Source organism: Ruegeria sp. BHSB064 (genome assembly GCF_059613205.1).
Genome location: NZ_JBXWSB010000003.1, coordinates 60088 through 83482 on the forward strand (window position 1 = coordinate 60088; position 23395 = coordinate 83482).

At 57.6% G+C, this 23395-nt stretch carries 21 protein-coding genes; 7 read left to right on the forward strand and 14 right to left on the reverse strand.

The features are described 5' to 3' along the window. Positions 1–117 precede the first annotated feature (117 nt). The gene (metG, locus tag AC2FNU_RS01350; protein WP_496784362.1) at positions 118–1863 is read right to left on the reverse strand and encodes a methionine--tRNA ligase; all 1746 of its coding nucleotides are present in this window, start codon (positions 1861–1863) and stop codon (positions 118–120) included. Between the two features lie 216 nt (positions 1864–2079). Between metG and AC2FNU_RS01355 the strand changes: the two genes are divergently transcribed. Beyond that, the gene (locus AC2FNU_RS01355) at positions 2080–2835 is read left to right on the forward strand and encodes an OB-fold-containig protein (RefSeq protein ID WP_496784363.1); all 756 of its coding nucleotides are present in this window, start codon (positions 2080–2082) and stop codon (positions 2833–2835) included. A gap of 34 nt (positions 2836–2869) precedes the next feature. Further along, positions 2870–4546, forward strand: a complete 1677-nt coding sequence (locus AC2FNU_RS01360) for a flotillin family protein (RefSeq protein ID WP_496784364.1) — start codon at positions 2870–2872, stop codon at positions 4544–4546. 45 nt (positions 4547–4591) lie between these two features. Here AC2FNU_RS01360 and AC2FNU_RS01365 read toward each other — a convergent pair whose 3' ends face one another. The 7 genes from AC2FNU_RS01365 to AC2FNU_RS01395 all read right to left on the reverse strand — a co-directional run bounded on the left by AC2FNU_RS01365 (position 4592) and on the right by AC2FNU_RS01395 (position 10714). After that, the gene (locus AC2FNU_RS01365) at positions 4592–5812 is read right to left on the reverse strand and encodes an MFS transporter (protein WP_496784365.1); all 1221 of its coding nucleotides are present in this window, start codon (positions 5810–5812) and stop codon (positions 4592–4594) included. A gap of 80 nt (positions 5813–5892) precedes the next feature. Beyond that, entirely contained in the window at positions 5893–6489 is a 597-nt protein-coding gene (locus AC2FNU_RS01370; RefSeq protein WP_496784366.1) for a YceI family protein, read from the reverse strand. Between the two features lie 61 nt (positions 6490–6550). Beyond that, positions 6551–7171 (reverse strand): ImuA family protein, encoded by a 621-nt coding sequence (locus tag AC2FNU_RS01375; RefSeq protein ID WP_496784367.1) that lies wholly within the window; start codon positions 7169–7171, stop codon positions 6551–6553. A gap of 59 nt (positions 7172–7230) precedes the next feature. After that, a complete protein-coding gene (locus AC2FNU_RS01380; protein WP_171182865.1) occupies positions 7231–7812 on the reverse strand; it encodes a retropepsin-like aspartic protease family protein in 582 nt (193 codons plus the stop codon). A 42-nt stretch (positions 7813–7854) separates the two neighbouring features. Next, a complete protein-coding gene (locus AC2FNU_RS01385) occupies positions 7855–8475 on the reverse strand; it encodes a MarC family protein (RefSeq protein ID WP_496784368.1) in 621 nt (206 codons plus the stop codon). Then, the gene (locus AC2FNU_RS01390; RefSeq protein WP_496784369.1) at positions 8472–8864 is read right to left on the reverse strand and encodes an ACT domain-containing protein; all 393 of its coding nucleotides are present in this window, start codon (positions 8862–8864) and stop codon (positions 8472–8474) included. The genes AC2FNU_RS01385 and AC2FNU_RS01390 overlap by 4 nt, the downstream gene beginning before the upstream one ends. Beyond that, on the reverse strand, positions 8861–10714 hold the full coding sequence (locus tag AC2FNU_RS01395; protein ID WP_496784370.1) for an ABC-F family ATP-binding cassette domain-containing protein: 1854 nt from the start codon (positions 10712–10714) through the stop codon (positions 8861–8863). Before AC2FNU_RS01395 ends, AC2FNU_RS01390 begins: the two co-directional genes overlap by 4 nt. Positions 10715–10821: 107 nt before the next feature. On the opposite strand from AC2FNU_RS01395, the gene AC2FNU_RS01400 reads away from it, so the two are divergent. Both AC2FNU_RS01400 and ndk read left to right on the forward strand, forming a co-directional pair. Then, entirely contained in the window at positions 10822–12024 is a 1203-nt protein-coding gene (locus tag AC2FNU_RS01400; protein ID WP_496784371.1) for a multidrug effflux MFS transporter, read from the forward strand. Between the two features lie 115 nt (positions 12025–12139). Continuing rightward, complete coding sequence (gene ndk / locus AC2FNU_RS01405) at positions 12140–12562, forward strand: nucleoside-diphosphate kinase (RefSeq protein WP_068334875.1); 423 nt, start codon at positions 12140–12142, stop codon at positions 12560–12562. Between the two features lie 53 nt (positions 12563–12615). On the opposite strand, the gene AC2FNU_RS01410 is transcribed toward ndk, so the two are convergent. Next, complete coding sequence (locus tag AC2FNU_RS01410) at positions 12616–12963, reverse strand: TfoX/Sxy family protein (RefSeq protein WP_480798816.1); 348 nt, start codon at positions 12961–12963, stop codon at positions 12616–12618. 122 nt (positions 12964–13085) lie between these two features. Here AC2FNU_RS01410 and AC2FNU_RS01415 point away from each other — a divergent pair, with 122 nt between their 5' ends. Genes AC2FNU_RS01415 through AC2FNU_RS01425 form a run of 3 tightly spaced genes read left to right on the forward strand, consistent with a single transcriptional unit; the run spans position 13086 to position 15874 of the window. Continuing rightward, positions 13086–14651, forward strand: coding sequence for a CHAD domain-containing protein (locus tag AC2FNU_RS01415; protein WP_496784372.1), 1566 nt, complete (start codon positions 13086–13088; stop codon positions 14649–14651). Between the two features lie 3 nt (positions 14652–14654). Beyond that, positions 14655–15410, forward strand: a complete 756-nt coding sequence (locus AC2FNU_RS01420) for a ParA family protein (protein ID WP_496784373.1) — start codon at positions 14655–14657, stop codon at positions 15408–15410. Then, positions 15407–15874: a CYTH domain-containing protein gene (locus AC2FNU_RS01425; protein ID WP_496784374.1), complete on the forward strand. Its 468-nt coding sequence runs from the start codon at positions 15407–15409 to the stop codon at positions 15872–15874. The genes AC2FNU_RS01420 and AC2FNU_RS01425 overlap by 4 nt, the downstream gene beginning before the upstream one ends. Here the strand turns inward: AC2FNU_RS01425 and AC2FNU_RS01430 are convergent. The 5 genes from AC2FNU_RS01430 to AC2FNU_RS01450 all read right to left on the reverse strand — a co-directional run bounded on the left by AC2FNU_RS01430 (position 15871) and on the right by AC2FNU_RS01450 (position 23328). After that, a complete protein-coding gene (locus tag AC2FNU_RS01430) occupies positions 15871–17241 on the reverse strand; it encodes a sensor histidine kinase (protein WP_496784375.1) in 1371 nt (456 codons plus the stop codon). The genes AC2FNU_RS01425 and AC2FNU_RS01430 overlap by 4 nt on opposite strands. Next, positions 17234–17914, reverse strand: a complete 681-nt coding sequence (locus AC2FNU_RS01435) for a response regulator transcription factor (protein ID WP_480798821.1) — start codon at positions 17912–17914, stop codon at positions 17234–17236. Before AC2FNU_RS01435 ends, AC2FNU_RS01430 begins: the two co-directional genes overlap by 8 nt. A gap of 180 nt (positions 17915–18094) precedes the next feature. Next, a complete protein-coding gene (locus AC2FNU_RS01440; protein WP_496784376.1) occupies positions 18095–19531 on the reverse strand; it encodes a DegQ family serine endoprotease in 1437 nt (478 codons plus the stop codon). Positions 19532–20276: 745 nt separating this feature from the next. Continuing rightward, positions 20277–20879: a nucleotidyltransferase family protein gene (locus AC2FNU_RS01445; RefSeq protein ID WP_496784377.1), complete on the reverse strand. Its 603-nt coding sequence runs from the start codon at positions 20877–20879 to the stop codon at positions 20277–20279. 31 nt (positions 20880–20910) lie between these two features. Beyond that, positions 20911–23328, reverse strand: coding sequence for a GcvT family protein (locus AC2FNU_RS01450; RefSeq protein WP_496784378.1), 2418 nt, complete (start codon positions 23326–23328; stop codon positions 20911–20913). Positions 23329–23395 lie beyond the last annotated feature (67 nt).

The following is a 23395-nucleotide window of genomic DNA, read 5'->3' on the forward strand; positions in this document are numbered from 1 at the left end:
TGGAGTCAGCGCAAAATATTTCAGCGCTTTAGCTGGTTTAGTAGGTTGCCTCGCACTCGCCCGCAAGCAAAACGGGGGCCAAAAAGGCCCCCGAAGTTTGATTGCACTGAAAGAGGGTTAGGCGCGTGTGCCTGCAAATTTTTCCTGCCAGTCTTCGCGTTGCTCGTCTGTGATTTTCGCGAATAGAACATCCGGCACGGTAAATGCGTGACCGGCGGGCAGGGCGTCCAATGCCGCGGCTACGTCTTCGGGCCAGCCCGTGTCCAGTGTGTTCATGGCGCTGAGCATACGGGCCGAGGTGTCCGGTATGAACGGCGCACTAAGTACAGCGTAAAGACGGATCAGGTTCAAACCCAGACGCACCTGAGCAGCGGCCTGTTCAGGGTTTTCCTTGAAGGTCGACCATGGGGCCGCAGCTTGAAGGTATTCATTGCCCGCAACCCAGATCGCCCGTAGTTCCTGCGCGGATTTGCGAACTTCCATCGCTTCCATATGGCCTTCATAGGCGCGGACACGGCGGGTCAATTCGTCGATCAGGGCGTTTTCGCGTTCCCCATAGGCGCCGCCTTCCGGTACAGCTTCGCCAAACTTCGAGCGGCAGAATTTGGTGATGCGGCTGACAAAGTTACCCAAAACATCGGCAAGGTCCTTGTTCACCGATTGCTGGAAGTTTTCCCATGTGAACTCACTGTCGCTGCTTTCGGGCGCATGGCTCAGCAGCCACCAGCGCCAATAGTCGGCGGGCAGGATCTCAAGCGCCTGATCCATGAACACGCCGCGCCCCTGGCTGGTCGAGAACTGGCCACCATCATAGTTCAGGTAGTTGAAAGATTTGATGTAATCGACCAGCTTCCAGCGCTCGGATGATCCGGTATCTTCGTTATGCGAGTTTGTGCCCAGGATGGTGGCCGGGAAGGACAAGGTGTGGAAAGGCACGTTGTCCTTGCCCATGAATTGTACATAGCGCACGTCGTCCGCGCCCTTGTCGGTACGCCACCAGCGCTCCCAGTCGGCATCGGTTCTGCCGCTGGCATCCGCCCATTCCTTGGCGCAGGCGATGTATTCGATGGGCGCATCGAACCAGACGTAGAAGACCTTGCCTTCCATGCCGGGCCAGTCCTGATCTCCTTTTTTGACCGGAACGCCCCAGTCAAGATCGCGGGTGATGCCCCGATCTTGAAGACCGTCGCCATCGTGCAGCCACTTCTTGGCAATTGATGTGGTCAGGACCGGCCAATCGGACTTGCTGTCGATCCACGCGTCCAACTGGTCTTTCATCGCCGACTGGCGCAGATACAGATGTTTCGTCTCTCGCACCTCAAGATCGGTCGAGCCGGAAATAGCAGAGCGCGGGTCGATCAGATCGGTCGGGTCCAACTGCTTGGTGCAGTTCTCGCACTGGTCGCCACGCGCGCGGTCGTACCCGCAATTGGGGCAGGTGCCCTCGATATAGCGGTCGGGCAGGAAACGACCATCTGCGTTAGAGTAGACCTGTTTCTCGCTAACCTCGCGGATCAGGCCCGCTTCATCCAGCTTGCCCGCAAAATGCTGGGTCAGGCGTTTGTTCTGTTCGCTGGACGAGCGGCCAAAGTGATCGAAGCTGAGGCCGAACCGGTTGGCGATATCGGCCTGAACCGCGTACATATCTGCGCAATATTCGGCCACGGGCTTACCGGCTTTGGCCGCCGCGAGTTCCGCGGGCGTGCCGTGTTCATCTGTGGCGCACAGGAACATGACCTCATTCCCCCGGCCACGCTGGTAGCGTGCGTACAGGTCGGCAGGCAATTGCGAGCCGATCAGGTTGCCGAGGTGCTTGATCCCGTTGATGTAAGGGATCGCCGAGGTGATGAGAATCCGAGCCATTTTGCGTGTCCACGTAACTGTCTGCGCGCCCGTCTACCTTATGTAATCCGTCAGCAAAAGGCCGGGTTTTGCATCGTTACCCTGAAATGCCACGATCCCACCAAAAAACGGCCCATCGTTGGAATACAGATTGCAGCCCGAAGGACGCAGACACTACCCATAGGTTGAAAACAGAATCACAACCTCTTGTAATTTAACAATCGTAAACCATATTAAATGTATACAAAAGTATACAATAACGAGGGCACATTGCTGATGTTCGACTTCCTGCTTGAGGGTGCGTTTGTGCCCTTTACCATGGCGCTTGCGCTGCTGTTTGGCCTGCTGGCCCTGGAGCTGATCGCTCTGGTGCTGGGTGGAAGCCTGCTGGCAGGCGAAGGCGAAGTCGATCTGGACGCTGTAGACGTCCCGGATCTGGATGTCGCGGATTTCGATCTCGACATCGATGCCGACATTGATTTAGGCGAATTCGAACTGGCCGAGATTGAGACGGACGTTCCTGATGCCGCTGCTGCCGGGCCGATGGCTTGGTTGGGGATTGGCAAGGTGCCATTCATGATCTGGCTTGTTGTGTTGCTGGCGGGGTTTGGTCTGTCGGGCATCGGCCTGCAATTGGCGCTGCGCGATTTTCTGGGCTTTGACCTGCCTAGCTGGATGGCCGCAATCCCGGCAGGTGCCTTTGGTCTGTGGTTTGCGCGCGGCTTTGGCACGGTCTTTGCCCGCCTGTTGCCAAAGACCGAGACCGAGGCGATGTCCGAACGGATGCTGGCCCGCCGCCGCGGTGTGATCTCACAAGGGACGGCGTCTCGCGGACGCCCCGCTGAGGTGCGCGTTATGGACCGGTTCGGAAACACCCATCACCTGCGCGCCGAGCCGCTGCAAGACAAAGACATCCTTGAGCAAGGCACCGAAGTTCTGGTGCTGCGTGATCGACGGCAGGACCGGTTCGTTCTGGTCGGCTTGTCGGACTAACCAATTTACCAACTCTTAAATCGGAGGATTTTGCATGGAAATTTCATTCCTGGCCATTACGGTCGTCACCATTCTGGCCGTCCTGTTATTCATCGGCCTTATACTTGGCCGCCTGTATAAACGCGCGACCCGCGAAGTGAGCCTGGTGAAAACCGGGGCAGGAGGCAAAAAAGTCATCATGGATGGCGGTGTCGTGATCGTGCCGCTGTTGCACGAGGTCAGCCCTGTGAACATGAAAACCCTGCGCCTTGAAGTGCAGCGCAGTGGCGAAGCCGCGCTGATTACTCAGGACCGCATGCGTGTGGATGTGGGCGTCGAGTTTTACGTCTCGGTTATGGCGACAGAAGAGGGCATCGCCCGCGCCGCACAGACACTGGGCTCACGCACTTTTGACGTCGAACAACTGCGCGAGATGATCGAAGGTAAACTGATCGACGGCCTGCGTGCCGTGGCCGCTCAGATGACCATGGATGGTTTGCACGAAAACCGCGCCGACTTTGTGCAAGAGGTGCAGAATGCCGTGTCCGAGGACCTTTTGAAGAACGGTCTGTCGCTGGAATCCGTGTCGCTGACTGCGCTTGACCAGACGCCGTTTGAAGCACTGGATGAGAACAACGCCTTTAACGCTGTGGGTATGCGCAAACTGGCCGAGGTGATTGCGGCCTCGAAAAAAGAGCGCGCGCAGATTGATGCGGATGCCGAGGTTGAAGTACGCCGTGCCGCGATGGAAGCCGAGCGTCAAAAACTGCTGATCGAGCAGGACGAGGCGCAAGCGCGGATCGAGCAGACCCAGAAGGTTGAAACCCTGCGCGTGGCGCAAGAGGCCGAGATTGCGGCGCGGACCGAAGACTCGGTGCGTGAAACCGAACGTGCCCGGATCGCACGTGAAGAAGCCATTCGCGCGGCCGAGATCGAGCGTGAGCGCAAGATCCGCGATGCCGAGATTGCCAAAGAACGTGAGATCGAAGTGGCGGAACAAGAGCGTCAGATCATCATCGCGCAGAAATCGGAAGAGGAAAGCCGTGCGCGTGCATCTGCTGACCTCGCGCGGGCCGAGGCGACAAAGGCGACCGAAGCCGTTGTGACCGCACGCGAAGTGGCTGAGGCCGAACGCCAGAAACAGATCGTATTGATCGAAGCGACGCGTGAAGCCGAACGTCAGGCGACCGCGATCCGACTGGCCGCGCAGGCCGAGAAAGAGGCTGCCGCCGACCGTGCCGAAGCGCGTCGTGAAGAAGCTCAGGCCGAAGCGGATGCGCTGAACATTCGCGCCGAAGCGAAGAAGAACGACATGCTGGCCGAAGCGGAAGGTAAGCGCGCGATTGTTGAAGCCGACAATGCCCTGTCCGCTGCGCAGATCCGCATGAAGGTCGATATGGCGCGGATCGAAACCATGCCGTCGATCATCTCGGAAATGGTGAAACCGGCCGAGAAGATCGACTCGATCAAGATCCATCAGGTCGGTGGGATCGGTACCGGTGCTTCGGGCGGTGGCGCGGCCAACAGCGACAAGCCGGTGGTCAATCAGGCGCTGGATTCGATCATGGGCATGGCTGTGCAGATGCCCGCGCTCAAGAAACTGGGCGAGGAGTTGGGCCTGTCGATGGAAAACGGTGTCGGCGGCGTGGTGAACGGCGCGCTTGAGGCGACACCCGAGCCCTCGGATACGGCTGAAATTGTCGAGGGTGAAACGCCTCGGACCCAGCAATAAATCCAACAAGAAAAATGAGGGGCCGGGGATTTCCCGGCCCTTTTTCTATTCTTCGCGGGATCGTTTCAGCATCCGCCCAACGGTAAAGGATGTGCGCGGGGAGTAGACATAGTTCGTCCGCTCTTCTGGTGTTGGGCGCGAGCGCATCCGCGCGAGACCAAAGATGATCAGCCCCAGATGTCCAACGGCTACAAAGGCAAACAATGCACCGGGCCCGAACTGCTGGATCAGCGTTGAGGATATATAGGGCGATGCAATTGCGCCCAAGGCGTACCAGAACATCAAGGCCGCAGACAGTTCGACCCGTTCGTCACTGGTGGCAAAGTCATTCGCGTGGGCCGAAGACAGTGAAAAGATCGGGAACGTTGTCAGTCCAAAGAACCCGGCGGCCAGCATCACCCCAAGTGTCCCGGTCCCGCTGGCGGCCATCGTGAACCCGCAACTCAGAACAGCCGCTGCGGACAGCCAGATCAGAACCCAGCGACGATCATATTTGTCGGCCAGCCAGCCCAAAGGGTACTGCGCCAGCGCCCCGCCCATGACAAACGAGGCTAGGAAGAACGCGATCTGATCCACACCCAGACCGACTTCTTGCCCGTAGACCGGGCCTACCATGCGGAAGGACGCAGAGCTGAGCGCCGAGACGATTACACCAGCCACAGCCAGCGGGGAACAGGCCCAGGCAAGCTTGGGTCGCAACCGCTGCGTATTCGGTGTCTGCGGTTGGCTGGCACGTGTCAGGGTCAGGGGCAGCAGCGAGGCACAGCACAGGATCGCCAACAGGTTGTAGGACACATAAGAGGCAGGCGGCAGCACCGCGATCATCAACTGTGCGCCCAGCGAGGCCCCAAGATCCACAAGCCGATAGGTTCCCATGGCCCGGCCGCGCGTTTCATTGGTGACTTTGGCGTTCAGCCATGCCTCGATCACGGTATAACATCCCGCGATACAGGTGCCCGAAGCGATCCTGAGAACCGCCCAGATATAGGGGTTTTCGGTCAGGGTGTGGCCGATCAATCCCATCGCGCCCAAAGCGGTGCAAACCGCAAAAGCACGAGAGTGGCCGACACTGCCCATCAGGCGCGGCGCCCACCAGCACCCGACAAAAAAGCCGATAAAATGGGCTGACCCCAGCAGACCGATCTGCTCGGTCGTGAATTCCAGCGTGATACCGGAAATAGCATCAAGGGGACCAACCCCGCCGGTCGACAGCTGCAACAGAATGGCCGAAAGAAAAAGGGCGGCAAAGGAAATGATGGTGCGCATAGTGATCTCAGATTGGCGTCATTGCCGCACAATGCGCGCATCTATTCGACTTTATCGAGTCGTTTTTTGCGCTTTGTGAGTCAACTTGCGCGGCTGATCTCGGCATGGATGTCCAGACCGACGGTGTCGCGAACCAGATCAGGATAGCCAGACGCGCCAAAGTCATGCCGGTTGAGGGCCCCGGTCAGGCCGATGGAAAGTGTGTTCAGATCGTCGGCCGCCGTGCCTGCCTGCCGGTACAGATTGGCGTTCAGCGTGATGGGCCGTGTTACGCCGCGTACGGTCAGGTCCCCCGTAATGCGGGCCCCGTCTGAGATGCGCCCCTGTGCGCCAAGCTCAATTTTCGCTGAGACAAACTGGATCGTTGGGTGCTGTTTGGCATCCAGTACACTGGGGCTGAGCATGGGCATTCGGGCAAAAGGCAACCGTGTTCGGGCCTTGCTGACATCCAGCACAACCGAGACTTGACTGTTCTGCAGTTGGCGCGTGTCGATGTGAACATCGGCGGATCGGATTGGCATGGATCCCGACTGCGTTACGCCCGACAGATTGAAGCTGAAGCCGACCCTGGTGTCTGTTGTCGACAGAACGTAGGGGCTGAGCGTCGCGTACGACGGTCGGGCAAGGGGCAGGGACGCCAGCCCGGCAAGGAAAATGCGTCGGTTCAATACTGTCATGCCCGAAGGCTAGGGCGTGCACTGTGACGGGCCAATCAAACATTGCGTGATCGCGGCTTTTTCAGGCCGGGGCTTCGTTGGTCGCGGTGCGCTTGAGGTGCAGGCCAGACCGGGCGGCGGTCATGGTGGCCTGCCATGTGACGGGGGGCAGGGCACGGGCGCGGCGGCGGGTCAGGGTCCAGCGCCGGGCCTCGCCCTGATGGGCGGCAGCCATATGCCAGCGCGTCTCGACCCCTTGCGCACCACCGTCACCAGGTGTCAGCAGCAGGCCAAGCGGAGCCCGCCCCATCGTGCCGCCCTGTTCGGCGGCCAGATGCATCCGGCGCACCGGTGTCAGACCCGGCGCGCCCGGCAGATCGCCGATGATCAACGGGATCGCCCCGCTGCGCAGCGCCTCTTCCATGCACCACAACAGATCTTCGGCGCGGGTGGGGCGGACAAAGATGAACCGGGCCGGATCGGCAAAGGGCATCATCCCGTCCGGGTTCAGCTGACCAGGCTCCCACGCGGGCGAGATCCACAGCACGGGCCCCTGCGCCTGACCGGCCAACCACATGGCAAAACTGCGCCGGGCAGGGCCACATGCCTCGTGCACGCGGCCCAGTTGCAAGGTGATTTGACTATGTAGGTTTAACCCCGGAGCAGCGCGCGCGGGTTTTTGATCAAGAAGATGAGCATCCATGCGTGCAGGTTAGCATGTTCTTATTTTGTTCTCAATGATCGAATGCAGCCCCGAAGAGGTCAGCGCGACAGGATCATGCGCCCGTTTGCGAATTGGATATTGGAAAATCGATGCAGGTAATCCATCCCCAGCAGAGATTTGTGCAATTCGCCCTCATTAACCCAGGCAGATACGTTTTGATCGGTGATGGGGCCAACGGTCAGGGTTTCAAGCCGGACCGGGGCGGTGCGCACCTCGCCATTGGCGGTCAGAGCGCGCCCAAAGTAATTCAGTTGATCCGGGTCGATACCTGCACGTTTTGCGTCCTGTGCGCTCAGGACGATCTGGCTGGCACCGGTGTCGACAAGAAAGTTGATCGGCTCACCATTGACCAAAACGGGCAGATAATAGTGGCCGTCATAGGCGCGGGGCACCTCAATCGTTTCGCCAGTAACGGTCATCTGCGGAGCAGGGCTAACCGTTGAACGAATATCTTCCCAAAGACCAATAATCGCGATGACGCCGACAAAAATGAACACCCAGGCCATCACCTGTTGCAACGTCTTGTTCAGGGACTGGCGATTGTACGAGATGAACCAGAACACCAGCACTGTGCCAAGTATGACCAGATAAACCAGTTGTCCAAAGCTGCCGCCATCCATGTGGTTCACCCCACCAAAGTTACGTACTGTTTATATGGGGGTTTAAGACGCAAAACCAAAGGCCTTGAGGCCATCCAGAATGAATTGCACCGACAAAGCCGCCAGCAGCATCCCCAGCAACCGGGTCAGCACATTCAACCCGGTTTTGCCCAGAATACGTGCGATCAGACCACCCGACAGGAAGAAGGCCAAAACGACGACCATTACGGCCAGCATCACCAAGATTGCTTCGGCGATGCCCAGAAAACCCGGATGCTGACCAGCCAGAAGGATGATCGTCGCAATCGACCCGGGTCCAGCCACCAAAGGAATGGCCAAAGGAAAAACAGACGGATCCGGGTGTTCTTCTTCTTCGGCCCGATCCTCGCGCCGTTTGGTGCGCCGTTCGAACAGCATGTCCAGCGCGGTCAGGAACAGCAGCGCGCCGCCCGCAACCTTGAACGCCTCCATCGAGATGCCGACAAAGCCCAGAACCGCCTCACCAAAGGCTGCAAAGGCGATCAGGATGCCCGAGGCCACGGCACAGGTGCGATAGGCCGTCATGCGACGCGTGCGGGCATCCATGCCCTGCGTCATCGCGACAAAAATCGGAGTTGTGCCGAACGGATCGATGACCACGAACAAGGTCGTGAACGCGGTGATGAAAAAGGCAAGGTCGATCATCGGTTAGCCCCTTGCTGAAGTTCTTTCAAAACAGCCAAAGCCTTTTCAGCCAAGGTGCTGGGAACGTACACGTGGTCATGGTGATACCCGGCAACCATGTTTGCAGGAATGTTGTTTTCCGCAAGGGCGGTCGAAACGGCAGCGGTCAGGCCCACGCCCTCAAGCGACGAATGAACCTGCAGTGTGATGCAGCGCATGGGCACCGCGTCTTGCAGTGCGGCGCCAACGGGGATGATCAGCGACAGACCTTCTGCTTCAATGCAGCTTGCCCGGGCACCCTCGGGCCAGGTTTCTTCTTGTGGCCAGACAACAAATGCAAATTCGCCCGGCTGAAGCGCGGGGCGCATGCCTGCGATCATGGCCTTGGTTTCAAAGACGGGCTTCATCATGCAACGTTTTCTGCCTGTTCCAGCCGTTCTGCCGCAGCAACCCATAGTGCTTCGGCCTTTTGCATCGCCTCGGTTACTTCCGCGAATTTGCGGTTCCAGGTTTCCAGATCGTTGATCTTGTCGTCTTCATACAAAGCCGGGTCCGACAGTTTGGCCGAAAGCTTGTCATGCATATCCGTCAGTTTTTCGATCCGGTCCTCGCATTTGCGCAAATCGGCCCGTAAGGCCAGCATTGCCTCACGCGAGGGGCGTTTGGGTTTACTGACTTGCGGCTTTTCTTTGACCGGTTTGTCGCGCGCCAATAACAGGGTGCGGTACGCTTCAAGATCGCCATCAAACGCTTTGACCGTCCCGTCCGAGACCAGCCAAAGCCGGTCCGCGACAAGGCTCAGCAAGTGCATGTCATGGCTGACCAACACAACCGCACCGGAGTAAGCTGTCAGCGCCTCGACCAGTGCTTCACGGCTTTCGATATCAAGGTGGTTGGTCGGTTCATCCAGGATCAGCATATGCGGCGCATCAATCGTGGCAATCAGCAGCGAAAGGCGTGCTTTCTGACCACCCGACAATCGACCAACCTCGGTTTCCGCCTGATCCGCGTTCAGCCCGAACCCCGCCAGCCGCGAGCGCCACTTGCCCGGCGCTTCGTCAGGACGCAGACGGCGCAGGTGGTCCAATGGCGTTTCGTCCACATAAAGCTCATCCATCTGATGCTGTGCGAAATAGCCGATGCGCAGCTTGTTGGAACGGCTCATCTTGCCCGCCATCAGGGGCAGGCGGTCGGACAAAAGCTTGGACAAGGTCGATTTGCCCTGACCGTTCTTGCCCAACAGGGCAATCCGGTCATCCTGGTCAATCCGCAGGTTCAGGCGGCGCAGAACCTCAGTCTCGCCATAGCCGGTCACACCGCCCTCGATCTGGATGATCGGCGGCGACAGTTCTTCGGGCTCAGGGAAGGAAAACGCGCGCAGGGCGGCCTCTTGCGGGGTTGAGACCAGTTGAATACGCTCGATCATCTTAAGCCGAGATTGGGCCTGAACGGCCTTGGATGCCTTGTAACGGAATCGATCTACAAAGCTTTGCAAATGCGCGATGCGTGCCTTCGCCTTGGCGTTCTCGGATTCCGCCTGCGCCAGACGTTCAGCGCGCCGCTCGGCGAACTTGTCATACGGCACGGCATAATAGGTCAGCTTGCGGTCTTCCAGATGCAGGATCGAGCCGACAGCACGGTTCAACAAACCTCGGTCGTGGCTGATGATGATCACTGTGTGCGGATACTTGGCCAGATAGCTTTCCAGCCACAGAGCACCTTCAAGGTCCAGATAGTTGGTCGGTTCGTCCAGCAGCAGCAGATCGGGCTGCGAGAACAACACCGCCGCCAAAGCAACACGCATCCGCCACCCGCCCGAAAAATCGGAACACGGGCGCAGTTGATCTTCATCGTCAAAGCCCAAGCCTTTGAGGATCGAGGCCGCCCGTGCCTCGGCCGACCAGGCGTCGATATCGGCCAGCCGGGTCTGGATCTCGGCAATGCGGGCCGGGTCTTCGGCGCTGTCGGCTTCGGCCATCAAAGCGCTGCGTTCCGTATCGGCGGCCAGAACCGTGTTGATCAGCGAGACGTCAGACGAAGGCACCTCTTGCGCCACACCGCCAATCCGCGCGCGTTTGGGGACCGAGATGTTGCCGGATTCCAGCGCCAGTTCCCCCCGGATCAGGCGAAACAGGGTGGTCTTTCCAGTGCCGTTGCGGCCCACAAGGCCAACCTTGTGCCCGTCCGGGATGGTTGCGCTAGCGCCGTCAAATAAAGGGCGGCCTTCAACGGCATAGGTGATGTCTTCGATCCGTAGCATGGGCCGCTCTTAGCAGAGGCGTGATGCCGCCGCCAGCGGCTTGGCATGTTCAAGCCTCATGCAATGTGTTAGCGCTGTGTCGTTTGCTTTTCTGAACGGTTTTTCCCATGCGCGCGGCCCACACGCCCCCTCATCTGATCACGTTGATCTTTGCCACTGCGTTGTCGGTGCTGTCGCTGAACATGTTCCTGCCGTCGCTGGCCCATATGAGCGAAGATTTCGGCGTGGATTACGGCCTGATGAACCTGTCGGTTGCCGGTTATCTGGCGGTTTCAGCCGTGCTGCAACTGATCATGGGGCCGCTGTCTGATCGCTTCGGGCGCAGGCCCATCCTGTTGATGTGCATGACGTTCTTCGTCGTCGCCTCAATCGGATGCACACTGGCCGAGTCGATCTGGATTTTCCTAGGTTTTCGACTTGTGCAGGCTGCCGTGGTGGCCGGGTCGGTTCTATCCAGCGCGTCTATCAGGGACCGGTATCCGCCGAACGAGGCAGCCAGCAAACTGGGTTATGTGGCGATGGCGATGGCGTTGGCACCAATGCTTGGGCCGATGCTGGGCGGCGGGTTGGATATGCTTTTTGGCTGGCGCTCGGGGTTTGTGCTTTATACGGTGCTGGGGGCAGGGGTGCTGGTTTTGCTGTGGTTTGACATGGGCGAGACCAACATGAACCGCTCTTCTACCTTTACAGCCCAACTGCACGAGTATCCGGATCTGTTTCGCGCCCGCAGGTTCTGGGGTTACGCCTTGTGCGCGTCGTTTTCAATTGGAGGGTTCTACAGCTTCATCACCGGCGCGCCTCTGGTCGCCGCCGCTTGGTTCGATCTGAGCCCTGCGATGTTGGGCCTTGGCATCGGGATTATTACCGGCGGGTTCATGGTGGGTAACTTCGTCACTGGTCGGATCGCGGCGCGGACACGTCTGACGACAATGATCCTGATCGGACGGATTGTGGCCTCAACCGGGCCATTCCTCGGATTGCTTCTGTTTCTCGGGGACACTGGGTCAGTCTGGGTGTTCTTCGGCTCGGCCATATGTGTGGGATTCGGCAACGGGCTGACCAACGCCAATGCCTCGGCAGGGGTCATGTCCGTGCGCCCCAAACTGGCAGGCAGCGCAGCAGGGTTGTCTGGCGCGATGGTGGTGGCGCTGGGTGCGATCCTGACCTCGATGACGGGTGCGTTTGTTAGCCCAGAAAACGGGCCGTTTCTGGTTCTGGGCATGATGTGGGCATGCAGCTTAGCCGGGTTGCTTGCGGTGCTGTATGTACGTCGTCTCGACCGGATCGACCCTCTGCCCGACACATTCTGAACCCCAAAGCGGTGAACGGGCCATCATAACACTTTTCTTAAGCCAAAGACCGTGATACGCGGCGCGCGATGGATTTCGGCGCGGGCCCCGCGCCACATTGTAAGGAGAGGCCGACATGGCACTGGAACGCACATTCTCGATCATCAAACCCGATGCAACCCGCCGCAACCTGACTGGCAAAATCAACGCCAAGTTCGAAGAGGCCGGCCTGCGCATCGTCGCGCAAAAGCGCATTCATATGACCAAAGAACAAGCCGGCAAGTTCTACGAAGTGCACGCCGAGCGTCCGTTCTATGACGAACTTTGCGAGTTCATGTCGTCGGCTCCGGTCGTAGTTCAGGTTCTGGAAGGCGAAGGCGCCATTGCGAAAAACCGCGAAGTCATGGGCGCAACCAACCCCGCAGACGCAGCACCCGGCACCATCCGCGCCGAGTTTGCCGAGTCGGTTGGCGAAAACTCGGTCCACGGTTCGGACGCACCTGAAACCGCAGCGGTTGAGATCGCATACTTCTTCTCGGGCATCGAACTGGTCGGCTAAGTCACCGCTTCTGCCAAAGCATTGGGCCGCTCCAATTGGGGCGGCCTTTTTGTTCAGACCTGCTTTAGGTCTTTTGGTGCAACGCGCACGCCAATGGCGTCCAGATCGGCAATCATCTGGTTTTCGGGTGCGGCGCTATTGCCTGCCTTTATCGCGTCAAAGCGCTGACGCAGGGCTTTCTTTTCTTCGCCTTTGCAGTCGTTCCACGGACGGCCCTGCAACCCCATTACCAGCACGTAATAACCGATAAAATGGGCTCTGGTTCCGGCGCGCAAAAGACGGGCATAAGCCTCGTCCGGCCCTAGCTCTCGCAACTCTTCCGCCGAATGAATCCCTGCACGGGCGCAGGCTTGTTCGAAAGCCGGGCCAAGGTTTCGGATCGATGAAACAGGGTCGCTCATGCGTTCGTTTTACGTTCATCCCGCAGCCCTGTCACCCGAGGATTACGTTTGGTCAAAACGGAATGTCTTGATGTTTTCCCACGCTTGCGTTTGCATGAGGCAGGGCTTTCGCGGAGGGTCGGGTGTTTGAACACAAAAAGACCAAGGAAGGATCGACAGAAGGGGGAGTGACCGTGCCGTCTGAAGACCTGTTCTTTCTCTCCTCGATGATGGACAAGAAAGCTCTTGAGGCCTCTTTGCCAAGCTTAACTTTGGTGATTGAGCCAAAAGGTACAAGCAAGCCTTTTTCGATTTTGGATTGCCATGACCAGACCCAGCGCGCAGCAGGTCAAGTGCTGATCGAAAGCGGTGGTGCACTGCACTTGCTGCAAAAAGATCAGCGCCCGTTGTCCCAGAACGGCATGGGTAAAGGACGGTTCGTTCAGGACCTGCATGACGGTGAAGTGCGGGCAGCGATGCACGATTTTCCAAAGCTCAGAGCCCTGATGCAGATTGGGGGCGGTCAGCTGGAAGAGAGCACTCTTGTTGTGCTGGACGAACTGCAAAAGACACAGGTCAGAGGGGTGATCTGGTCTATGACGTCAGCCTCGGGGCAGGCTACGGTTGTTCGATTGCACGGGTTGCGCGGTTATGAGCGCGCTTATCAAAAGGTCTGCTCTTCAATCGTCGAACTGCCGGGCTGCGCGCAGGATGTTGAAGCGTTGTATGCGGGTTTGTTTCCGGGCTTGGTGACCTACCGGGCAAAGCCCGAGATCGCACTTGAGAAAACCGAACCCTCGCTCGAAGTGGCGACGGATATTATCCATACCTATCTGAAGGTTGCCCGGCAAAACGAAGAGGGTATAGTCGCCGATATTGATACAGAGTTTCTGCACGATTACCGTGTGTCATTGCGTAAGATCCGGTCTGTGGTCAGCCTGTTCAAAGGGGTGTTTTCCGAGGACCAGACTACCGAACTGAAACGCGTTTTTTCCGACCTTATGGCGCCAACCGGGCGGCTGCGCGATCTGGACGTGTATCTTTTGGAAAAAGATAGTTATTTCAACCTTATCCCCGCAAACCTTCATGTGGGTCTTCAGGCGATGTTTGACCAGTTTCAGAAGGAGCGCAAACAGGAATTGTCGCGCTTGTCTCGCAGATTGCGCAGTCGTGACTACAGCGCCTCGATGAACCGGCTGATCGAAAAGTTTGACGGCACCGCTCATTTGCAACCCGGGCCAAATTCGGACCGGGGCGCTTATGATTATGCCTGTGCGCTGATCTGGAAACGCTATCGCAAGGTATGTAAAATTGCGCGTAGCATCACCGATGACACTCCGGATGAGACGGTCCATGACCTGCGTATTGATTGCAAGAAACTGCGCTATTTGATGGAGTTCTTTGCCCCGCTCTTTGACGGAAAGGCATTCAAAAAGATCCTCAAGCCTCTGAAAAAGCTGCAAGATAACCTGGGCCTTTTTAATGACTATTCGGTGCAGCAAGAGGCGCTTTTGACGTTTGTCTCGCAGCAAAGCAACGCGCAGGGTCGCGTGGATTCACAGATTGGTCTGGCTGTAGGAGGGTTGATTGCCGTGCTGGATCAACGTCAAAAGTTCGAGCGCAGCCGCGTCATCACCAGTTTCCAGCATTTTGACAACGCTGAAACCCAACATTTGTTCCGCAGTTTGTTTCACCACAATGAGGAGTGAGGGATGAAGATCATTGCCTGCTACAGCAACAAGGGCGGTGTCGGTAAAACCGCAACCTCGGTGAACCTGGCCTATGCGTATGCGCAGGCAGGGAAACAGGTTCTGCTGTGTGATCTCGATCCTCAAGGCGCGTCGGGCTTCTACTTTCGCGTGAAGCCATCGAAGAAACTGACGGACGCGCGGTTTTTCGAAGATATAGAACGGTTTACCAAGGCAATCCGGGCCAGCGACTTTGAAGGTTTGGACGTGCTGCCTGCAAACCTGACTTTCCGCGATTTCGATGTGTTCCTGTCCCGGATGCGGAACAAACGCTCGCGCCTGAAAAAGGCACTGGTTTCGGCCGGCAGTGACTATGACGTGATCATCCTGGATTGCCCGCCCAACTTTTCGACCCTGTCAGAAAACATCTTTAAGGCGGCGGATGAAATTGTTGTTCCCGTCATCCCCACGACTCTGTCCGAGCGAACGTTTGATCAATTGGTGCGTTTTTTCGACGAACACAAGCTGCGCAAGAAAAAGCTGAGGGCTTTCTTTTCGATGGTCCAGCAGCGGAAGGTTCTGCATCAGGAAACGATGATGTCGATGCGCGAGCTGTATCCTAAACGGTTTTTGCAGACGACGGTGCCATTTGCGGCGGACATAGAAAAAATGGGTCAGCACCGTGCCCCGGTCAGCACCTATGCCGGGCGCAGCGTGGCTTGTGCAACCTACGAGGCGCTGTTCGACGAATTGGAAAACGGAGTAGTTTCGGCCAAATGAGTAAAGAAATCGAACGCAAGTTTCTGGTTGCAGACTTGCCGGACCTAAGCAATGCGCAGAAAGCGGTTGTGCGACAGGGCTATTTAACGGCACCCGACGACTCGACTGAGTTGCGGTTGAGGCAAAAAAACGATGCGTTTTACCTGACTTTGAAAGGCGGCGGTGGGCTGGTCCGAGTTGAGCGTGAGGCGCAGATTACGGAAGAACAGTTTGATACCTTCTGGCCCGAAACAGAAGGTCGCCGCGTCGAGAAAGAGCGCTTCACCGGACACTTGAAGGGTGGGCTCAGGTTTGAGCTGGATGTTTTTTCCGGTGATCTGGCGTCTTTGCGTCTGGTTGAGGTCGAGTTCAGTTCAGTAGAAGATGCTGAAGCTTTTGTGCCACCGAAATGGTTTGGGGCGGATGTAACGGAAGACAAACGCTATAAAAACAAGACAATGGCGACAAACGGTATCCCGGCTTAGGGCTTCTGCGCCAGAAAGATCGTTGTTTTCAGACCGGGGTCACAGTTTTCGGCTGCAAATTTCCCGCCATGCATATGCGAAATCGCTGCGACCAATGCCAGACCCAGCCCAGCGTTGCGCTCGGTCCGTGCCGGGTCAAGAGTTACAAAAGGCAGCTGCAGGCGATCCAGTTCTTCGGGTGGGACGCCCGGGCCCTGGTCACGAACATGCAGACAGGCAAACCCGTTCGTGGCATCCATCGACACTGTGATGGTCGAGCCCGCAGGCGCATACCGCATCGCGTTTTCCAGCAGGTTAGACAGGGCTTGTGACAAAAGCGGGCGGTGCCCTTCGATCGGGGGGGCAGAGCCACTGATTTCTAGTGTAATACCCTGATCAGCTGCGACCGGGTCATAAAGTTCCACAACATCGCCGACGAGGTGTTGCAAGTCGATGGTTTCGAACTGCTCGCGCCCAAGCCCCGCCTCGGCGCGCGAAATCTCGGTCAGTTGCGCCAAAACACGCAGCACGTGGTCTATTTCTGCTGTTGCACGGGCGATGTCGACTTCTCGCTCCAGATCGGTTTTGCCCGGTTCTGACAGGGCCTCGACACGCTGGCGCAAACGTGAGAGCGGAGACCGCAAGTCATGCGCAATGGAATTCGACGTGGTGCGCAGGTTGCTGATCAGTTCCTCGATCCGATCCAGCATGTTGTTCAACGTTCCCGAAACCTGGTCGAATTCGTCGCCGGTCCCGCGCAGGGGCATTCTTTTGGACAAATCACCTGACACGATGTTTTCGGCCGTACTGGCAATGTCCGAAAGACGTGCAAAGACCAGGCGCGTAAACAGCCAGCCGGTGATCACGCTCAGCACAAAGGCGATTCCCAGTGCCAATGCGACCGACCTGAACAGGACGCGATCAAACTGCTGGCGTGTGGCGGCATCGCGCCCAACCAGCAGACGTTCCCCGCCGGGCAGGCGGATAGAGGCGGCGGATACCGGGACAAGCTGGTCATTGTCGGCGCGGCGCAGCTCCAGATCGACCCAACCGCTGCCTGCCGCCACATTTACGGGCCAGGATTTCAGGTTACCGACCAGCTTGACGCCCATCCGATCCGTCAAAAGGTAAAGCGCGTCTCGCTCAAAAGCGCTTGGAAGCCGCCGCTCGATTGCCGTGATCAACCCAAGCAGACCACGTCTTTCATATTCATCCGCCAGTCCCGTCAGTTCAGCTGAAACGACTGAGCGTGTCTCGGATTCGATGCTTCGGTTTGCTGTGACGTAGACCAAAGCCAACACCGACGCAGTCAGGAAGGTGCTGAGAAACATACTGGTTGCGACCAGCCGTGTACGAGAATTGTTAAGTGATAGTCGCAGGTTATCCATCAGACATCATGTAGCCCGCACCGCGAACGGTTTCAATCAACGGGGCGTCGCCGCCTTCATCCAATTGCCTCCGTAGCTTCGAGATGTGGACATCGACAACGTTGGTGTTTGGGTCGAAGTGATAGTCCCAAACGCCTTCAAGCAGCATGGTGCGTGACACCACGCGGTTCTTGCGACGCAGAAAAAATTCAAGAATCTGGAACTCGCGTGGGGTGAGCGTAATCTCATGCCCGTCGCGGGTGACTTTTCGGGTCAACAGATCCATCTCAAGGTCTTTGCACGTGAGTGTTGGCGTTTCCTCGGATTCCTGCGGACGTCTCAGCAGAGCTTCGATCCGAGCGTGCAATTCCTGAAAGGAAAAAGGCTTAACCAGATAGTCGTCCGCGCCCGAGCGCAGGCCCTTGACCCGTTCGTCCACAGCGCTCATGGCAGTCAGCATCAGAACCGGTGTCTTCAACCCGGCCGCGCGCAGAGACTTGATTAATGACAGCCCGTCGAGACCGGGTAACATCCGGTCCAGCACTATGGCGTCGAACCCTCCATCCGTGGCGTGATACAACCCTTCGCGGCCATCTTCCGCGGTTTCAACCACATAGCCTTCTTCGCCGAAGCCTTTGGCGATAAAGTCCCTGGTGTCAGCGTCATCTTCCACGATCAACAGACGGCGGCTCATGGTCGGGCTCCTTTCTATCGGGATTTAAACACAATTTTTAGGTGATGCACATTGAATTCGGGGGATCTTGCCGGGTGCTGGGCATGCACCCGGCAAGCCCGGCGGATAGTGGACAACTCTGTTCCGCCGGGTGAGGCGCGCGCCGAAAATCCCCATCAAGCGGCGCGCGCGTGTTCAAGGTCAGGCCAGTTCCACCGCGACGAAGATCTGGCTGCCACCACGATTGATCAGCACCAGGGCCGGATCGGTTTTTTCGCTATCCAGCGCAGCCTTCAACGCGTCAGGTGTGAACGTGTCCTGGTTGCCCAGTTTGACGATCACGTCACCGCGCTGCAGACCGGCCTTTGCGGCGGGGCTGTCCGGTTTCAGGTCTGTGACCACAACGCCTTCGACGGTCTCGGCGACACCTGTCTCGGCGCGCACCGTTTCGGTCAGCGGGGCGACTGTGACGCCCAGCGTTGTGCCTGCAACCTCAGCTTCGACCGGCGCGTCGGCCTGAGCAGACGCTGCCTGGTGTTGGCCGACGGTCACGGTCAGCGTTTCCTCTTTACCGTCACGCAGAACGATCAAGGTGCTGTCCGTGCCAACTTTGGTTGTGCCAACCAGAATGGGCAGATCACTGCTTGAGTCGACAGCTTCGTCATTGAAAGACAGGATCACATCACCTTGCTTCAGGACACCGTCCGCCGGGCTGTCAGCAACCACGTCAGACACCAATGCACCGGATGACGCATCAATCCCCAAGGCTGCCGCGAGTTGCGGGCTGACATTCTGGATAGAAACACCCAGCCAGCCGCGGCTGACTTGGCCATCGTCACGCAAATCGGTGGTGATGTGTTCGACGATATTCGACGTCACGGCAAAGCCCAGGCCCACCGATCCACCGCTGGGTGAATAAATGGCTGAATTCACGCCGATAACTTCGCCATCCATGTTGAACAGGGGGCCACCTGAATTGCCTTTGTTGATTGCTGCGTCCGTCTGAATGAACTCTGCGTAGGGGCCTTCCGAGATGTTGCGTCCCTTTGCCGAGACGATACCGGTGGTCACGGTTGAACTCAGACCAAACGGATTTCCGATGGCCACGACGTCTTCGCCGACGCGGATGACGTCACTGTCGCCCAGTTCAACGGCCTGAAGCGCGGTATCTGCATCGATTTTCAACACAGCGATATCGGTCAGTGGGTCCGTTCCGATCACTTCGGCTTCGAAGGTGCGGTCATCGTTCAGCCGAACGGTCACGGTTGAAGCATTGTCCACGACATGGTGATTGGTGACAATGTATCCCGCTTCATCCAGAACAAATCCCGAGCCCAAACCCTGTGCCGGGCCGCGCTGGGGGGCGTTGAAGCCTTCGGGCGTGCCGAAGCGTTTGAAAAATTCACCAAACGGATGCCTGTCGAAGTCAAAGTTCTGCCCAGCTGTTGCGCCGGGTGCGTTCTCTTGTTCCGCGATGATGGTCACGACCGATGGTGAAACGGTTTCGACCAGATCTGCCAGCGCCTCGTCCGCCATGGATGGAATGGCAGTTGTCGCCAGCATAGCTGCGCCCAAGGCACCAATGCCCATCCAGTTGGAGGTCCGGGGAAGTAAAAGCGATGATTTGCGGATGCTCATTTCTGTCTCCTGTATGTGTCGCGCAGGTGCGACTGCGCGTTGAGACAAGAGATGCAGCAGCAGGATTGGTCTTTCCTTAGGGATATGTGAAGAAATCTTAATTTTGCCACAAACCCAGTGTTCTGTGGCGGCCGACGTCAATACGGGATTCGCTGAAATTGCCGGGTTGTCGGCACGCGAATCGGAGGATTGTTGCTGAAATCGACGTCAAACTTTCAAAAGCATTGAATTATTTTTGTTTTGTTGACAATGATCTGTCGACAGGATGGGGAAAAATGCAGCTCCCTCAATGGTTGTGCTCAGGTAGGCGTTTAGCTGGACTTGACGAAAAAACTTTGACGTGAGCGAGGTGTAAGCACGAATAAGTTTGTGCATAACCTCGAATCGTTATCGTGTGTACAATCGTGCGATCCCTCATAGGTTGATTGGTGTATGGAGCGTTGTTGCTCAAAAACCATTCAAAGTTGAGCTAAGTTAACCATACCTTCCAATTTTACGTTGTTTCGCGGGATCAGATCAGTGAGGATGAAGGTGCCCAAGTGAGGGGGAGCCAAAAGCGCTAGGGGGCGCTGCTGGTTCACTCAGTCACCGAGAGTTTTAGCGGCGTGTTAACGAGGGGGTCTTGTTTAGGTTTGGCTGCTATTTAGTCGGTTTGTCGTGAAGGCGAACAGACCAGGCTTTTGGGATTGAGAAAAGTGGTAGTCCTGTATTGGGCACCGGCCCGGTCTTCAAGACCGGGCCGTGTTTATTTCGAAGCCCGATTTTTGCGCCAGACGTCCCAGTCATCGGGTGTATCCAGATCCAGCAAAGCATTTCGGTCCGGCAAGCGGTGCAGATACACTTTGCCTTGATGAGCCCGCACCACCTGCTGAGCACCGTCATCGCCCTGCAAATCTGAAAGCTGATCAAAAAGGCTTCGGTCAAAAATCACCGGATGACCCGGTTTGCCGTCTGCAGTGGCACCGCGCCAGACAAGGTAGTCGGGGTGTGTATTTCGTGCGTTCAAGACTGCAGCCAGATCAGTACTGGAAAGATCCGGCAGATCTGCCAACAGGACCATCACTGCCGGAGCGTCTGACGGAACCTGTCGTATTGCAGCCCGCAGGCTTGCGTTCATACCTTCTGAAGCGTCCGGGACAGGTACGACCTGAACATCCAAACCTGTCAGTGCTTCGTATCTGGGGTGCGGTTTCGGGGGCAGGGCAACAAACACGGGGCCTACGGGCAGCGCGCTGCGCGCTGATCGTGTCAACAAAGGGACACCGTCAATCACTTGCATCAATTTATCCACGCCGCCCATGCGGCTGGATTGTCCAGCGGCCAGCAGGATGATGGGAATATCAGTCATGCCGTCACAATGCCGCCGGTCAACCGGAGTGTCATCCCCTCATGCGTGCACCGTCGGGGTCAAACAAAGGCGTTGAAAGTACCTTTGCCTTTCGCATCTGCCCAAGGATTTCGATTTCGACCTCTAAGCCTTCGGATATGCGGTCAGAAGGTAAGAAACCCATCGCAATGGATTTCTGCGCGAAGTGAGAATATCCGCCCGATGTACAGAAGCCGACCACTGCACCGTCCAGCCAGATCGGCTCATAAGCGTTCACATCTGCGTCGTCTGCATCGACTTCGAAGGCGACCAATGTGCGGGCGGTTCCGTCAGCACGTTCTGCCTCGGCAACGGCGCGGCCGATAAAGTCGCTGTTCTTTCGGAATGAGATAAAGCGGTCCAGCCCGGTTTCCGCAGCAGTGTAGTCGGGCGAGAATTCTCGCATCCACGAGCCGAAAAACTTGTCCAATCTCAGGCTCATCATCGCGCGCATCCCAAAGGGAACCATGTCATGCGCTTGTCCGGCTTCCCACAAGGTCCACCAAAGTTGCCGCTGGGCCATCGGATCGCAATAGATCTCGTACCCAAGATCGCCGGTATAGCTGACCCGCTGAACGATACAATCGGTCATGCCAACGGTCATGCGGCGGACATCAAGAAACTGGAAATCACTCAGGTCATCTCGGGTGCAGGCGGCCAGAATCTGCGTTGCTTTGGGGCCTGCGATCTGAAACCCGTTCAAGCGGTCGCTGATGTTCTCGATGGAAACGCCATCCTGCGCGTTTTGCAGGAACCAGCGCATGTGGAACGCCTGACTGCCATAGGAAGCCGTCAACTGAAACTCGGTTTCGCTCAGGCACGACACGGTGAAATCGCCGATCAGTTTCCCTTTGGGCGACAGCATCGGTGTCAGGGACAAGCGACCGGGTTTTGGCATACGTCCAGCCATGATCCGGTCCAGCCAATCCCGCGCCGCTGGTCCGGTGATCCGGTATTTGCCGAAGTTATGGACCTCGTTTATGCCAACGTTATCGCGCACGGCACGGACCTCGCGCCCCGTTGCCTCAAAGGCATCAGAGCGTCGGAATGAAGGCGTTTCGTACCCCGGCTCATCCCCTTGGGCAAAGTAGTTGGCGACCTCGAGCCCGTATTGCTGTCCCCAGACTGCGCCCAGATCGCTGAAGATGTCGTACATCGGCGTTGTGCGGTTCGGTCGCGCGGCTGGCAGTTCCTCGTTCGGGTAGGCGACGCTGAAGCGTTTCTGATAGTTCTCGATCACTTTTGGGCGGGTGTAACCGGGGCTGATCCAATCACCGAACCGGGCCACGTCCATGGCAAAAACGTCGCGTTCTGGCTCGCCTTCGATCATCCATTGCGCCAGCGTCAGGCCAACGCCGCCACCCTGGCTGAAACCGGCCATGACACCGCAAGCAGACCAGTAATTGCGCATTCCGGGCACCGGCCCGACCAGAGGGTTGCCGTCGGGCGCGAAGGTGAAAGGCCCGTGGATTACAGACTTCACACCAGCTTCGGCGAGAACCGGAAAACGTTTGTAGGCAAACTCGATGCTGTCGGTGATCTTGTCATAGTCATCAGGCAGCAGTTCGTGACCAAACTCCCACGGCGTGCCGTCCACGGCCCAGGGTTTGCAAGGCTGTTCGTAGAACCCGATGCAAAGCCCACGCCCTTCTTGCCGAAGATAGCTTTCGCCAGCCGGGTCCATCACATGAGGATGTTCGCCACCTGCATCAATGATCGCTTCGATCTGCGGGATCGAATCTGTGACCAGATACTGGTGCTCCATCGGATGCAGAGGGAAGTAGACACCGGCCATCGCGCCCACTTCACGCGCCCAGAGGCCGCCTGCATTGACCACATGCTCGGCGTGAATGGTGCCCTTGTCTGTCACTACATCCCAAGTACCATCGGGACGTTGGTTGGTTTCGCGCACCATGCAATGGGTTTCGATAGTTGCCCCGCCCATGCGCGCGGCTTTGGCGTAGGCATGAGTAGTGCCCGAGGGGTCAAGATGCCCGTCCAGAGGATCATAGAGCGCGCCGATGATACCGTCGGTATTGGTGATAGGCGCGATCTTCTTGATCTCATCTGGCCCGACGATTTCCGTCTCAAGCCCCATGAATCGATGCTTGGCACGTTCGGCCAACAGCATGTCGAAGCGGTCCTGATTGTCGGCCAGCGTCACGCCACCTACATGGTGCAGACCGCAGGACATGCCGGTGATCTCTTCCAGTTCTTTATACAGCCGGATGGTATAGCCCTGAAGCGCGGCCATGTTGGTGTCGCCGTTGAGAGTATGAAACCCACCAGCCGCATGCCAGGTCGAGCCCGAGGTCAGTTCAGAGCGTTCCAGCAGCATGACATCGGACCAACCCAGTTTGGTCAGGTGATACAAAACGGAACAGCCGACGACACCGCCGCCGATGACCACCACGCGGGTTTGCAATTTCATAGGGACCTCCGATTGATTTCCGCCAGTGTGCGCAGCGCGTTTCTGGGCGCAATGCCAAATGCGACAA

Excerpts from the sequence above, each read along its gene's own strand:
- ndk (WP_068334875.1), top strand. The coding sequence starts at position 12,140 with ATGGCACTGGAACGCACATTCTCGATCATCAAACCCGATGCAACCCGC.
- AC2FNU_RS01440 (WP_496784376.1), bottom strand. The coding sequence starts at position 19,531 with ATGAGCATCCGCAAATCATCGCTTTTACTTCCCCGGACCTCCAACTGG.
- AC2FNU_RS01435 (WP_480798821.1), bottom strand. The coding sequence starts at position 17,914 with ATGAGCCGCCGTCTGTTGATCGTGGAAGATGACGCTGACACCAGGGAC.
- AC2FNU_RS01370 (WP_496784366.1), bottom strand. The coding sequence starts at position 6,489 with ATGACAGTATTGAACCGACGCATTTTCCTTGCCGGGCTGGCGTCCCTG.
- metG (WP_496784362.1), bottom strand. The coding sequence starts at position 1,863 with ATGGCTCGGATTCTCATCACCTCGGCGATCCCTTACATCAACGGGATC.
- AC2FNU_RS01365 (WP_496784365.1), bottom strand. The coding sequence starts at position 5,812 with ATGCGCACCATCATTTCCTTTGCCGCCCTTTTTCTTTCGGCCATTCTG.
- AC2FNU_RS01420 (WP_496784373.1), top strand. The coding sequence starts at position 14,655 with ATGAAGATCATTGCCTGCTACAGCAACAAGGGCGGTGTCGGTAAAACC.
- AC2FNU_RS01380 (WP_171182865.1), bottom strand. The coding sequence starts at position 7,812 with ATGGATGGCGGCAGCTTTGGACAACTGGTTTATCTGGTCATACTTGGC.
- AC2FNU_RS01450 (WP_496784378.1), bottom strand. The coding sequence starts at position 23,328 with ATGAAATTGCAAACCCGCGTGGTGGTCATCGGCGGCGGTGTCGTCGGC.
- AC2FNU_RS01385 (WP_496784368.1), bottom strand. The coding sequence starts at position 8,475 with ATGATCGACCTTGCCTTTTTCATCACCGCGTTCACGACCTTGTTCGTG.
- AC2FNU_RS01410 (WP_480798816.1), bottom strand. The coding sequence starts at position 12,963 with ATGAGCGACCCTGTTTCATCGATCCGAAACCTTGGCCCGGCTTTCGAA.
- AC2FNU_RS01445 (WP_496784377.1), bottom strand. The coding sequence starts at position 20,879 with ATGACTGATATTCCCATCATCCTGCTGGCCGCTGGACAATCCAGCCGC.
- AC2FNU_RS01390 (WP_496784369.1), bottom strand. The coding sequence starts at position 8,864 with ATGATGAAGCCCGTCTTTGAAACCAAGGCCATGATCGCAGGCATGCGC.
- AC2FNU_RS01400 (WP_496784371.1), top strand. The coding sequence starts at position 10,822 with ATGCGCGCGGCCCACACGCCCCCTCATCTGATCACGTTGATCTTTGCC.
- AC2FNU_RS01355 (WP_496784363.1), top strand. The coding sequence starts at position 2,080 with ATGTATACAAAAGTATACAATAACGAGGGCACATTGCTGATGTTCGAC.
- AC2FNU_RS01425 (WP_496784374.1), top strand. The coding sequence starts at position 15,407 with ATGAGTAAAGAAATCGAACGCAAGTTTCTGGTTGCAGACTTGCCGGAC.
- AC2FNU_RS01430 (WP_496784375.1), bottom strand. The coding sequence starts at position 17,241 with ATGGATAACCTGCGACTATCACTTAACAATTCTCGTACACGGCTGGTC.
- AC2FNU_RS01375 (WP_496784367.1), bottom strand. The coding sequence starts at position 7,171 with ATGGATGCTCATCTTCTTGATCAAAAACCCGCGCGCGCTGCTCCGGGG.
- AC2FNU_RS01395 (WP_496784370.1), bottom strand. The coding sequence starts at position 10,714 with ATGCTACGGATCGAAGACATCACCTATGCCGTTGAAGGCCGCCCTTTA.
- AC2FNU_RS01360 (WP_496784364.1), top strand. The coding sequence starts at position 2,870 with ATGGAAATTTCATTCCTGGCCATTACGGTCGTCACCATTCTGGCCGTC.